General features: G+C 64.6%; 10 protein-coding genes. 8 read left to right on the top strand and 2 right to left on the bottom strand.

The window, feature by feature from the left end; translation table 11 throughout:
- Nucleotides 1-119: 119 nt before the first annotated feature.
- Nucleotides 120-1,010, bottom strand: a complete 891-nt coding sequence (locus EN824_RS01715) for a LysR family transcriptional regulator (RefSeq protein ID WP_135931778.1) — start codon at nt 1,008-1,010, stop codon at nt 120-122.
- Nucleotides 1,011-1,220: 210 nt separating this feature from the next.
- Here EN824_RS01715 and EN824_RS01710 point away from each other — a divergent pair, with 210 nt between their 5' ends.
- Nucleotides 1,221-2,159 carry a DMT family transporter gene (locus EN824_RS01710; RefSeq protein WP_135931777.1) on the top strand — a complete coding sequence of 313 codons (939 nt, stop codon included), beginning with the start codon at nt 1,221-1,223 and terminating at the stop codon, nt 2,157-2,159.
- A 47-nt stretch (nt 2,160-2,206) separates the two neighbouring features.
- Entirely contained in the window at nt 2,207-2,929 is a 723-nt protein-coding gene (locus EN824_RS01705; protein WP_135931776.1) for a haloacid dehalogenase type II, read from the top strand.
- A gap of 38 nt (nt 2,930-2,967) precedes the next feature.
- Here the strand turns inward: EN824_RS01705 and EN824_RS01700 are convergent, their stop codons facing one another.
- The gene (locus EN824_RS01700) at nt 2,968-4,989 is read right to left on the bottom strand and encodes an ABC transporter ATP-binding protein/permease (RefSeq protein WP_135932110.1); all 2,022 of its coding nucleotides are present in this window, start codon (nt 4,987-4,989) and stop codon (nt 2,968-2,970) included.
- Between the two features lie 173 nt (nt 4,990-5,162).
- On the opposite strand from EN824_RS01700, the gene EN824_RS01695 reads away from it, so the two are divergent.
- From EN824_RS01695 to EN824_RS01665, 6 genes are all read left to right on the top strand, one after another.
- Complete coding sequence (locus EN824_RS01695) at nt 5,163-6,047, top strand: hypothetical protein (RefSeq protein WP_135931775.1); 885 nt, start codon at nt 5,163-5,165, stop codon at nt 6,045-6,047.
- 378 nt (nt 6,048-6,425) lie between these two features.
- Complete coding sequence (gene htpG / locus EN824_RS01685) at nt 6,426-8,318, top strand: molecular chaperone HtpG (RefSeq protein ID WP_135931774.1); 1,893 nt, start codon at nt 6,426-6,428, stop codon at nt 8,316-8,318.
- A gap of 221 nt (nt 8,319-8,539) precedes the next feature.
- Nucleotides 8,540-9,418 carry an ABC transporter permease gene (locus EN824_RS01680; RefSeq protein ID WP_135884028.1) on the top strand — a complete coding sequence of 293 codons (879 nt, stop codon included), beginning with the start codon at nt 8,540-8,542 and terminating at the stop codon, nt 9,416-9,418.
- Nucleotides 9,419-9,431: 13 nt separating this feature from the next.
- Nucleotides 9,432-10,274 (top strand): ABC transporter permease, encoded by an 843-nt coding sequence (locus tag EN824_RS01675; RefSeq protein ID WP_127870264.1) that lies wholly within the window; start codon nt 9,432-9,434, stop codon nt 10,272-10,274.
- Nucleotides 10,271-11,413: an ABC transporter substrate-binding protein gene (locus EN824_RS01670; RefSeq protein WP_127280705.1), complete on the top strand. Its 1,143-nt coding sequence runs from the start codon at nt 10,271-10,273 to the stop codon at nt 11,411-11,413. Before EN824_RS01675 ends, EN824_RS01670 begins: the two co-directional genes overlap by 4 nt.
- Nucleotides 11,406-12,560: an ABC transporter ATP-binding protein gene (locus tag EN824_RS01665; protein WP_135931773.1), complete on the top strand. Its 1,155-nt coding sequence runs from the start codon at nt 11,406-11,408 to the stop codon at nt 12,558-12,560. Before EN824_RS01670 ends, EN824_RS01665 begins: the two co-directional genes overlap by 8 nt.
- The last annotated feature ends 7 nt before the right edge of the window (nt 12,561-12,567 follow it).

The raw sequence follows: 12,567 nt of genomic DNA, 5'->3' as shown, positions 1-12,567 counted from the left end.
TGTCCGCTTCTGGCGTTCGGACGCGAGCGTGGGAACGTCATGCTTGAGGCGCAAAGCAGACGTCTAGCTTGGTCGGCGCAGGCACGGAGAACTCGTTGTGCTCCAGATAGCCCACCCCCTCACCCCACGATCTGCAGCGTCCCCTGGCGCCGCACCTCGGCCTCGATCTCCCGCACCAGCGTCTCCAGTGCCGGATTGCGGGCGTTGCGGGCGCGGCGGATGACGTAGGCTAGATCCGGCGGCTTGGGGAACGTTTTGTCGACAATCTCCATGCCGGGTTGCAGATGCCGCTGGCTGAGCAGCGCGACGCCGAGCCCGGAGGTCACGCCGGCGATGATGCCGGCCGCACTCGAGCATTCGAACACGATCTCGAACAGCGTTCCCTCGTCCTGGCCGAGATCGAGGCCCCAACGGCGATAGAAGCAGTTGTCGTCGAATGACAGGAACGGCACCGGGTCCCCCTTCGCCAGGACCAGCTCCGGCGACTTCACCCAATGCAGGCTCTCGCGGAAGAGCAGGATGTCGGTCGGGCGGACCTCGTGCTGGAACACCTGGATGATGGCCGCGTCGAGCGCCCCCTCGCGCAGCAGCTTCTGCAAGGCCAGGCTCATGCGCACCTGCGTGCGCACGCTCACCTCGGGGTAGAGCCGGCGAAACCGGCCAAGAATGCGCGACAGGTCGGTGCAGGTCGTATCCTCGGTCATCCCCAACGCGATCTTGCCTTGCAGCGTGCTCTTCGACAGGCTGAGGATCGCCTCGTCATGGATGCCCAGGATGCGCCGCGCGTAGCCCAGCAGATCCTGCCCTGAACTGGTGAACATCGGCGCGTTGGCCTTGCGGCTGAGGATTTCGCAGTCGAGGCTCGCTTCCAGCCGCCGGATCTTGTGGCTGACGGCCGACTGCGACAGGCCGAGCATCTCGGCCGCGCGGGTGACGCCGCCATGTTTCTCGATCGCCACCATCGCCCGCAAGGCATCGACATCCAGGCGGCGGCTCATCACTCCAGCCATGACAATCCTCGTTCGAAACGAAAGCAATGCTCCGGTTCCTGAGGCAGAACCGGATCTCAGGCAAAACGATATGCCAGATTTCGTGGCTATTTCATGGATTCATCGAAATTTGTCATGTGCAAAGGCGGATGCGCGCCGCCATAAGTCGGCACCTGGGATTGGCAGTGATCCGCTTGGCGCCCGCCGGCGCCGCCTCGACGAAGAGACCGCATGACGCCTAAACCTCTGTCCCATCGCCTGGCCTGGCCGCTTCTGGCGGCGGCCCTGGTCGTCAGCTGGAGTTCCGGCTTTGTCGGCATCCGCTACGCCAGCGAGAGCGCCGATGTCATGCTGGTCCTGTTCTGGCGGACCTTGATGTCGGGGCTGGTCCTTCTGCCCTTCGCGCTCATGGTCGGGCCGCGCATCGGCGCAGGCGCCCTGATGCGGCAGATGGCGTTTGGCGTGGCGATGATGTTCCTCTATCTCGGCGGCTTCGCGCTTGCCATCGGCCAGCGCGTGCCGACCGGCCTCGTCGCGCTGATCTCGGACCTCGTCCCCCTCGCCATCGCGGCCCTGTCGCAGCCCGTGCTGGGTCATCGGCTGACATCGAGGCAATGGACCGGAACGGCGCTCGGGGTGGCCGGCGTGCTCATCGTCTCGCTGAACAGCCTCAGCCTCGGGACAGCGCCGGCCTGGGCGTACATGGTCACCATCGCTTCCATGATGGTCTTTGCCCTGGCGACCGTGCTGCAGAAGGGGATGGGCACGATCGACATGCCCATCCACCAGAGCCTGTGCATCCAATGCCTGACGGCGGCGATCTTCTTTGCCGCCTGCGCCGAATGGAATGGCGGGCTGATGCCGCCGCTCGATGGCCGTTTCGAGTTCGGCATCGCCTGGCTGGTGCTGTTTTCGACCTTCTTCTGCTACGGCGTCTACTATGCGAGCCTGCGCCTCCATAGCGCCGCGCAGGTCAGCAGCGTCATCTATCTCAGCCCGCCGGTGACGATGCTCTGGGCCTGGCTGCTCTTCGGCGAGCCGCTTTCATTGGCGATGGTCCTCGGCCTTGCGGTGACGTTGTTCGGCGTCTGGCTGACATCCTCGCGCGGCACGGTATCGAAGACAGGTCTGCGCCCGGTCGGGCAGCCCGTCGGGCAATCGGCTGATTGATCGCGATCCGCCCAAACACCAACCATCGACCCCAAGGAGTGAACCCCATGAAGCTGACTGATTTCAAGGCCCTGACCTTCGACTGCTACGGCACCCTCATAGATTGGGAATCCGGCATGATCGAAGCCCTGAAGCCGCTGACCCAGCGGGTTGGCGGCGCCTTGAGCCGCGACGATATCCTGCAGGCGCATGCAAGACACGAATCCAGCCAGCAGAACTGGACACCGCAAAAACGCTACAGCGACCTTCTGGCTGTCGTCTACAAGCGGCTCGCCGAAGAATGGGGCGTCGTGGCCACGCCGGAGGAATGCGTCGCCTATGGCCAGAGCGTGAAGGACTGGCCGGCCTTTGCCGACACCGCCGCCGCCCTGCAATACCTCAAGCAGCACTACAAGCTCGCCATCCTCTCCAACGTCGACAATACGAGCTTCTCCTTCAGCAACAGGAAACTCGGCGTCGATTTCGACGCGGTCTACACGGCGGAGGATATCGGTTCCTACAAGCCGTCGCCCCGGAATTTCGACTATATGCTGGAAAAGCTGGCGACGCTCGGGATCAGCGACAAGGAGATCCTGCACACGGCGGAAAGCCTGTTCCATGACCATGCCGCGACCAATGGCCTGGGCCTTAAATCATGCTGGATCCAGCGCCGGCACGCCGATCAGGGTTTTGGCGCCACCATGCATCCCGGCGACATGCCGAAGGTGGACTTCCGCTTCGACAGCATGGCCGATCTGGTGAAGGCACATAAGGAAGATTTGCGCGCCTGATTGGCCATCCACGGGGAGTAAGAACGCGCCGGGCGTCGTCAGTTCTTTTTATGGGGGATGCCGCCGCGCTCGAGCGACTTCTCGGCCGAGGCGCCGGAACCCCACAAGGCGCGGCCGAGCAAGCCCCTGCGCTTGCGCGGGAGGAGGTCGATATCGCTGACGAGCTTGGCGCCGCCCTTGCGCCGCTCGAGCGTGATCTTGCGGCTGTGAAAAGCCTCCAGCTCGGCGCGGTGCGCCACACTGACGATGGTGACATCGGGCAATTCGCGAATGATGGTTTCCATCATCTTTTCCTGGCTCTTCTCGTCGAGTGCCGCCGTCGCTTCGTCCAGCACGATGATGTCGGGCGCATGCAGGAGGAGCCGTGCGAAGGCCAGCCGCTGCTTCTCGCCGCCCGACAGGGTCTGGTCCCATGGCGCGTCTTCGTCGATCTTGTCGCCGAGATGACCGAGCCCGACCTTGTCGAGGGCGGCCTTGATCTGGGGAACCGTCCAGTCGTCGGCGGCGCCGGGATAGGCCGTCGCCCGGCGCAGCGTGCCCGAGGGAATGTAGGGACGCTGCGGCAGCATGAACATGCGCTTGCCGGGGTGGAAATCGACGCTGCCGCCGCCCCACGGCCACAGGCCCGCTATCGCCCGCACCAGCGTGCTCTTGCCCGAACCGGATTCGCCGGCCACCAGCAGCCGCTCGCCCGGCTGGATCACGACCTCGGTTTCCTTGACCACGGCGGTGCCGTCATCGAGCGACACCGAGAGATTGTTGAGGCTCAGCATCGTGTCATCCTTGGTCTCGCCGCGATTGATGCGTCCGAGCGCGTCGCTCTCTTCCGCGCGTTCGAGCCCGTCGAGCGACATCATCAGCGAGGCGATGCGCCGTGCCGAGGCGTTCCAGTCGGCGAGACGCGGGTAGTTGTCGACCAGCCATCCGAACGCGCCCTGCACGATGGCAAAGGCGGACGCCGCCTGCATGACCTGACCAAGCGACATCGATCCGTCGAGGAATTTTGGCGCACACAAAAGCACCGGCACCACCGGCGCGAACAGGCTCGACCCCTGCGACACCAGCGCCGTGCGCATGTGCTGGCCGGCAAGCATCGCCCACCGCTTCAGCACGCCGGCGAAGGTCCTGTCGATGCCGCTGCGCTCCTCCTCCTCGCCGCCGAGCAAGGCGATGCTCTCGCCGTTTTCACGCACGCGCGTCAGCGTGTAGCGGAATTCCGCTTCCGCCTGGTTCTTCTGCTCGGAGAGCTCGACGAAATGCCGGCCGATGACCACCATCGAGGTGGAGGTGATGGCGGCGTAGATGACCGCGGTGATGACCAGGAAGCCCGGAATGGTGACGGTCGACCCGCCGATCGGCAGCGTCAGCGCGCCGCCGATGGTCCACAGCACGACGATGAAGGTCGAGGCCGCCAGAAAGGCGTTGATGACGCCGGAGATGAAATCCACGGGCGATTCCGTGGCGATCCGCAGATCCTCGGCAATGCGCGCTTCCGGATTCTGGTGATCGCCGCCGACGAGATTGAGCTGGTAGTAGCGGCCGTTGGTGAGCCAGCGGCCGATGACCGATGTGGTGAGCCAGGAGCGCCAGCGGCGCTGGATCGTCATGCGCAGATAAACCTGCGCGACGACGAGGCTGACACTGCCAAGCACCAGCGGCACGAACACGGCGCTCAGGAAATAGACTGTCGGCGCATTGCGCTGCTCGATGGCGTCGAAGATCGAGCGGTTCCAGACATTGATGCCATACTGGAAGCCGACATTGACGCAGATCAGGATCAGGAGCCCGATCGTGCACGGCCAGGCGAGCTTGTCGCCGCGCCGGCTCCAATAGCCGCGCGCGCTGATCCAGAACCGCTTCAGCAGGTATTTCTTGCGCGCCTGCTCGGCCTGTTCGGGGCTCAGTTGCGGATCAGGTTCCACCGCCTCCGGCGGCGGTGCGGCCTCGCCGACGACCTCGGAAGCGGCCTCGACATCGGGTGCCTCCCGCTGGCGGGGCTTCCTGGCACCGTTTGGTTTGGCGCCGCCGACCGGCTTGGGTTTGGATTTGATGTCTGCCACAATCGCCATAACGGCCTGGATATCGGAAGGTTTCATCGTCTTCCTGATATGGCGGTTGCCGGCGGTGCCAAAGCTGTTCCGGGGTCCCCGATATCCGCAGCCACGCCATGACTTCACCGCCGCACAATCGCCACCAAGCCACGCGAAGAGCTTGTAAAAACGGAGGTTCCACGATGCGTCTGGTCTGGACTTTGGTGTTGGCGCTGGCGAGCGGTGCGGCCTATGCGGCGTCGCCGGAGGACGACTACATCGCCGCGCGCGACAAGGCGATATCGGCCATCGCCGCGATGGAAAGCGCCAACGCTCCCGTGGAAACGCTCGATGCGGCCAATGACAAGGCCCGCGCCGATCTCGAACAGCGCCTTTCCACGCTTCTGGGACCTTTCACGGTCAAGGGTTTTCCGGCGGCCGGCACGATCAATATCGAAAGCCTCAGTTCCTCCGATGTCGGCTTCGGCATGCTGGACGGGCTGCGCCACGGCACCGAGGATGGCCCAAGCATCGTGGCCTCGACACGCGGGCTGGTCGAGCGCTGGCTGCAGTCGCGCGCCGCCGAGACCGACGCCGATCTCAAACTGCCCACCGGCTTCGACGCTGCGCTGAAGCTCGATGCCTTCTACACCCAGGCCATCGGCAGCGACGCCGCTTTCACCGGCACGCTCGACTTCAAGCTGAAGACGCCCGACGGCGCCGACATGGCGATCGCCCGCCTCGGCGGCTGGGCACAGGATGTCGGGCCGAACTACGACCAGGAGGTCGTCGTCACGCTCGTCAAGGGCAACAGCGTCATGATCGCCGAGGCGCCGGCGACACCTCCCGTCCCGAAGATCGCGGCCTGCGACGCGGTCTGGACCGCCGCCGATGCCGCCGCCCAGAAGCTGGTCAAGCAGGCCACCGGCGACAGCGACGAAAACACATCCGATGCCGCCGACGCCGCCTGGGCAAAAGGCGACAGCGACTTCCGCGCCTGCATGGGCAAGAGCCTGCCTGACAACCCCGTCTTCCCCGCGCTGCTTGCCCAGGCGCAGGCGCTTGCCGACCATATGGCGGGGAAGTAGGGCGCGGCACCGAAGCTGCCAATCTCCCCCCTTGTGGGGGAGATGGCCGGCAGGCCCGAGGGGGGCGCTGTCCCGCCGACGTCTCAGTGGATCACTTTTGCCTTTGGAGGGGCGCGCACCGCGTAGCCCAGCAAATAAGCAAGGCCGAGTTCCTTCGCGCCCCCCTCTGCCCTGCCGGGCATCTCCCCCACGAGGGGGGAGATTGACTGTTTCGCCGCCGGCGCCGATTCCGCCCCTTGCCGCCGGCGCATCCCATCACAATATTGTCGTCGCGCTGGCCTTGCTGAACTCAGTTGCCAGAGCCGCCAAAAATGGTTGAAAGGAAGTCTCGCTCGCGCTCCGGCGCGGCGGGTGGTTGAACAGTGTGGGAAACTCGCAATGACGACAGGCACGAAAGCGACGGAAACCAAGGCATTCGAGGCGGATGTTTCGCGGCTGCTGCACATGATGGTGCACTCGGTCTATTCCGACAAGGACGTCTTCCTGCGCGAACTGATTTCCAACGCCGCCGACGCCTGCGAGAAGCTGCGCTTCGAGGCGGTCAGTCATCCGGAATTGCTGGCCGATGACCCCAAGCCGCGTATCTCGATCTCAGCCGATCCCGACAGCAAGGAGATCATCGTCGAGGACAACGGCATCGGCATGAGCCGCGACGACATGACGGAGGCGCTGGGTACGATCGCGCGCTCGGGTACACGCGCCTTCATCGAGCGCGTCGGCGCCGGCAATGCCAGCGAAGACACGCAGCTCATCGGCCAGTTCGGCGTCGGCTTCTACTCCGCCTTCATGGTGGCGACCCGCGTCGACGTCATCAGCCGCCTGGCGGGAAGCGACGAGGCCTGGCGCTGGTCGTCCGACGGCAAGGGCTCCTACGAGATCGCGCCCGCCCCGCTCGAAGCCGCTCCCAGGCGCGGCACTCGCGTCGTGCTGCATCTGATGGACGACGCCGTGTCCTACACCGGCTCCTACCGGCTCGAGCAGCTGGCGAAATCGCAGTCGGGCCACGTGCCCGTGCCGATCACGCTCGTCGAGAAACCCGGTGCCGAGGCGCGCGACATTGCCGATGGCACGGCCCTTTGGGTGAGGCCGAAAAGCGAGATCAAGCCCGAGGAATATACCGATTTCTACCGTAGCCTCGCCGGCCAGTATGACGAGCCGGCCGCCACCATCCATTTCCGCGCCGAAGGCAGGCAGGAATACTCAGTGCTCGCCTTCGTGCCCGGCTCGCGTCCCTTCGACCTCTTCGACCAGGACCGCAAGGGCCGCATCAAGCTCTATGTGCGCCGCGTCTTCATCACCGACGATGCCGATTTGTTGCCGCGCTATCTGCGCTTCATGCGCGGGCTGGTCGATTCCGCCGACCTGCCGCTCAATGTCTCGCGCGAGATGATCCAGGAAAGCCCTTTGCTGGCCGCGATCCGCAAGGGCCTGACCAACCGCGTGCTCGGCGATCTTTCGAAGCTGGCCGAGAACGAGCCCGAGGCCTATGCGAAAATCTGGGTGAACTTCGGCGTCGTCCTCAAGGAAGGGCTCTACGAGGACCATGAGCGGCGCGAGCAGCTCTTGAAGCTCGCCCGCTTCCACTCGACGGCCTCGGGCGAAGGCTGGCGCGGCCTTGCCGACTATGTCTCGACAATGAAGGAAGGCCAGAAGGCGATCTTCTTCATGGCCGGCGACGACCGCGCCCGGCTCGAAGCCTCGCCGCAGCTCGAAGGTTTCAAGGCGCGCGGCATCGAGGTGCTGCTGCTCACCGACCCGGTCGACAGTTTTTGGACGTCGATGGCGCCGGAATTCGACGGCAAGCCGTTCAAGTCGGTGACGCAGGGCGTGGCCGAACTTTCCGACATTCCCTTGCTCGACGAGGCAAAGAAGCCGGACACGGCGGCTACGCCCGAAGTCGACGGCTTCCTCGCCTTCGTCAAGGCAGCACTTGGCGACGCCGTGTCGGATGTGAAGCCTTCCGACCGCCTGACCGAAAGCGCGGTCTGCCTGGTAGCGCCCGAACATGGACCGGACCGGCAGTTCGAGCGGCTGCTCAACGCCGCCGGACGCCTCGACAAGACGGCCAAGCCGATCCTCGAGATCAACCCCCGCCACGAGCGCGTCCGGGCGCTCGCCAGCCTCGGCGACGACGAGCAGGCCTTCAAGGACGATGCCGCCCACCTGCTCTACGACGAGGCGCGCGTGCTCGACGGCGACAAGCCGGCCGACGCCAGGGCATTTTCCGAGCGCCTTGCCCGCCTGATCGCGCGCGGTATCTCGAAGGGCTGAGGCGCGCTGGCCACCTGTTCTCGACGTGTTTATCGCTCGAAGGTGCAAGACGGGGTTGCGCAGCGACCCCGTCCGCCGAAAATTGGCGTCTATCCCAGCAGGGAACGGGCTGAAATCCACTGGCTCAATCGCCCACTGTAGACATCGCGCTTGCAATCACCCAATCTTGGCGCCGGGAACAAAATAAGCGCTTCCAAGAAGGCGCGAACGTCCGGGTGCTCATGAAACGACGATGGACATTGTATGATCCACGGCTGGCCTGGATGCTCGTCGCGCCGGTGCTCCTGCTGCTGATCTTTTTCCTGGTCCTGCCGATCGCCGTGATGGCCGGCTATACCTTCTTCACCTTCGTCACCGCCGGCGTGGAAACGAGCGCGTTGACGACCGCGAACTGGCACGAATTCCTCACAGACAGCTATTATTCCGGCTTCCTTGTGAAGACGCTGCGGGTCGGCGCGATCACGGCGCTGCTTTGCGGGGTGCTCGGCTATTTCCCCGCCTATTTCATCTGGGCCACGACCTTCAGGCACAAATGGTTGCTCTTGCTACTGCTGATCGTGCCGTTCTGGATCAGCTTCACCATCCGCACCTTCTCCTGGATCAACATCCTGGGCGAACAGGGCGTCATCAACGTCGCGCTGCTGAAATTGGGCATCATCAACGAGCCGCTGCCGATGCTCTACAATGAAGGCGCGGTCATCCTGGGCATGCTGCACTTCCTGCTGCCCTACATGATCCTCAACGTCTATGTCAGCCTGGAGAGCATTGATCGCACATTGATTTCGGCGGCCCGCTCGATGGGTTGCACGAGCGCGCAGGCGTTCCGCGAGGTCACGCTGCCGCTGTCGCTGCCCGGCCTCGCGGCGGGCCTGCTGCTCTGCTTCGTGCTGGCCGCCGGCAGCTATGTGACGCCGCAGCTTCTCGGCTCGGGCCGCGACGCGCTGTTCGGCAACCTGATCTACGACACCATCATGGGCGAGCTGAACTGGCCGATGGGCGCCACGCTTTCGATCGTGCTGTTCGTCGTGCTCGGCTTCTTCGCCGCCGTCTACACGCGCTACATGGGCATGTCGCAGATCGTCAAAGGACTGGGTGGATGACGGGGCTTGGCGGATGAGCGGGACCCGGCGCAAGCAGGAAGGCAGATGGGCCTGGCGGCTGACCGGCTTCGTCACGGTCTGCGTCTACATCTTCATGTTCGCGCCGATCGTGGCGACAGTGATCCTGTCGTTCAACGCCTCGATGTTCGGCGGCTTCCCGATGACCGGCTTCAGCCTGCAATGGTACGGCAAGCTGATGGCCAACGACGCGGTGCTGGCCGCCTTCCGCACGTCCTTGTGGATCGCCTTGGTCACCGCCATCGTCACCACCGCCATCGGCGTCACCACGGCGTTTGCCCTGGTGCGCTTCGAATTTCGCGGCAAGCAGGCGCTGAGCACGCTGGTGATCCTGCCGGCGCTGGTGCCCGAAACAATCCTCGGCGTCGGCCTGCTGGTGCTGATCAAGGCCGTCGACCAGCCCAGAACCATGCTGCTCCTGGTGCTCGGCCATATCCTGCTTGCCGTGCCCTATGTCGTGCTGATCGCCCAGGCGCGCATGATCGGCATCCGGCGCGTCTATGAGGAGGCGGCACTGTCGCTTGGCGCCTCGCGCTTCTCGTCCTTCCGCGAGATCACGCTGCCGCTGCTCATCCCGGCCGTGGTCGGCGGCGCGCTGCTCGCCTTCACCATCTCGTTCGACAACACTTCGGCCAGCCTGTTCTGGCGGCCGGCAGGCGTCGAAACCATGCCCACCCAGATCCTTTCCATGCTCAAGATCTCGATCAGTCCGGAAATCAACGCGCTCGGCACCGTGATGATCCTGGTGACCGTCGGCATCCCGCTGATCGGCGGCCTGATCCTGCAAAGCCTGACAAAACTGAGACGACGTGGCGAACCAAAGGAGGAAACACAATGAAACTGACCACCACAAAGCGGTTGGAACGACTGCACGACCGATATGCCAATGGCGATTTGAGCCGCCGCACCTTCCTGACGCTGACCGCCGCCGCGGCAGCCTCGGCGGGCCTTTCCATGCCCTGGATGGGCCGGGCGCTCGCCGCGGTCCAGGAGGTCCGCTTCGACGGTTGGGGCGGCACGGTGCAGGACGCGATCGACAAGTTCGCCTTCCAGCCCTACACGACCAAGACCAAGATCAAGGTGGTCCAGGGCACGTTCGGCGACGAGGACGAGATCATCACCAAGATCAAGACCGCCAAGCCCGGCGACTACCAGGTCATCCATTCCTCGGGCGTCAACTATTACATCAAATATGTGAACGCCGGCCTGACCTCGGAGATCAACGAGGCCAACATTCCCAACATGGCCAACGTGCTGCAGCCGATGATCGAGCCGTTCCGCAAGCTGACGCCGAAGCTTTCGGCCGTGCCCTATGACTATGGCACGACGGGTATCGCCTACAACACCAAGGTGATCTCGCCGGAGGAAGCCAAGGAAAAGGGCGCGGCACTGCTGCTCGACAAGAAATACGCCGGCAAGGTCGGCGGCTATTCCGACATGACGACGCGGGTCTGGTACGCGGCGCTCGCCACCGGGCAGGATCCCAACAATCTCAAGGACATGGACGCCATCTGGGCCAAGGTGCGCGAGACGCGCGACCTCGCCAAGAAGTTCTGGAGCTCCGGCGCGGAGCTGATGGATCTGCTTTCCAAGGGCGAGATCGTGGTGACCGATGCCTGGTCGGGCCGCGTCGCCGCGCTGCAGGACCAGGGCCACCCGATCGGCTATCTCGATCCGGCCGGCTCCTATGCCTGGATGGAGGACATGCTGATCCTGAAGGGCTCGCCGATGGCCGAGTGCGAGGAGCTCATCAACTTCATGCTCGACCCGGCGACCTCGATCGCGGTGGCAGAGGGCCAGAGCTATCCGCCGTCGCTCGACCCCAACAAGGTCAAGCTGACCGAGAAGATCGAGAAGCTGCCGGCGTTCGACAAGACGGGCACGATGAAGTCGCTGACCTTCGCCGATCCGACCTACTGGGCGACCAACGAGGACGCCTGGACCAAGCAGTGGAACAGGATCTCCAAAGGTGCATGACAGCCAGGACATGACATTCCATCCCCGGCCTGTCCTGGCCGGGGCAGCCGGCGCGAGCGCGGCCGCCGAGGCAGACAGCCCGGCGGTCGAGTTCCGCGACATCGACATCGCCTACGGCAAGTTCGTCGCGGTGCGCGATTTCTCGCTCTCGATCCGCAAGGGCAGCTTCGTCACCCTGCTCGGGCCCTCGGGCTGCGGCAAGACCACGATCCTGCGCTCCATCGCCGGCCTGGTCGACATTTCGGGCGGCCAGATCATGATCGATGGGCGGCGGGTCGATGATATCCCGATCTACAAGCGCAACATCGGGCTGGTCTTCCAGAGCTACGCGCTGTTCCCGCACAAGAACGTGTTCGACAACGTCGCCTTCGGCCTGAAATACCGCAACGTGCCGAAGCCCGAGATCGCCCGCAAGGTCGGCAAGGCGCTCGAGATGGTGCGGCTGCCGGGCAGCGAGAAGAAGCTGCCCTCGCAGCTGTCGGGCGGGCAGCAGCAGCGCATCGCGCTTGCCCGCGCCATCGTCTTCGAGCCGCAGGTCTTGCTGCTGGACGAGCCGCTGTCGGCGCTGGACGCCAACATGCGCGAGGAGATGCGCGTCGAGATCAAGAAGATCCAGAAGGAAACCGGCATCACCGCCATCTTCGTCACGCACGACCAGGAGGAAGCGCTCTCCATGTCGGATCGCATCGTGGTGATGAACGCGGGCGCGGTGGAGCAGATCGGCACTCCGGAGCAGGTCTATGAGACGCCGGCCACCGCCTTTGTCGCCGACTTCCTCGGCAAGGCCAACATGCTTGCCGGAACCGTGAGCAGGTCCGGCCAGGCGGTGGTGCTTGGCACCGGCCAGACGATCAGCGTGGCTTGTCCAAGGCCGCTTGCCGACGGCAGCAAGGTCACTGTCGTGGTGCGGCCGCAGAAATTTTCGCTCGGCGCTGGGACGAGCGGCAACCGGCTCACTGGCCGCGTCGTCTCGGCCTCGTATCTGGGCGGCAGCGCAATCTACGAGATCGACATCGGCGGCAAGACCAGCCTCCGCGCCAACACGCCGATCACTGGCCGCGTGCTTCGCGAAGGCGAGGCGATCGACCTCGGATTCGACCCGGAGGGCTGCGTCCTGCTCGACGACAGCGGGCGGCGGATTTCCTAGACCCCGC

Source organism: Mesorhizobium sp. M8A.F.Ca.ET.181.01.1.1 (assembly GCF_004792025.1).
GTDB lineage: Bacteria > Pseudomonadota > Alphaproteobacteria > Rhizobiales > Rhizobiaceae > Mesorhizobium.
The sequence above is the reverse complement of the archived record's forward strand: the minus strand, read 5'-3'. Positions and strand labels throughout refer to the sequence as shown.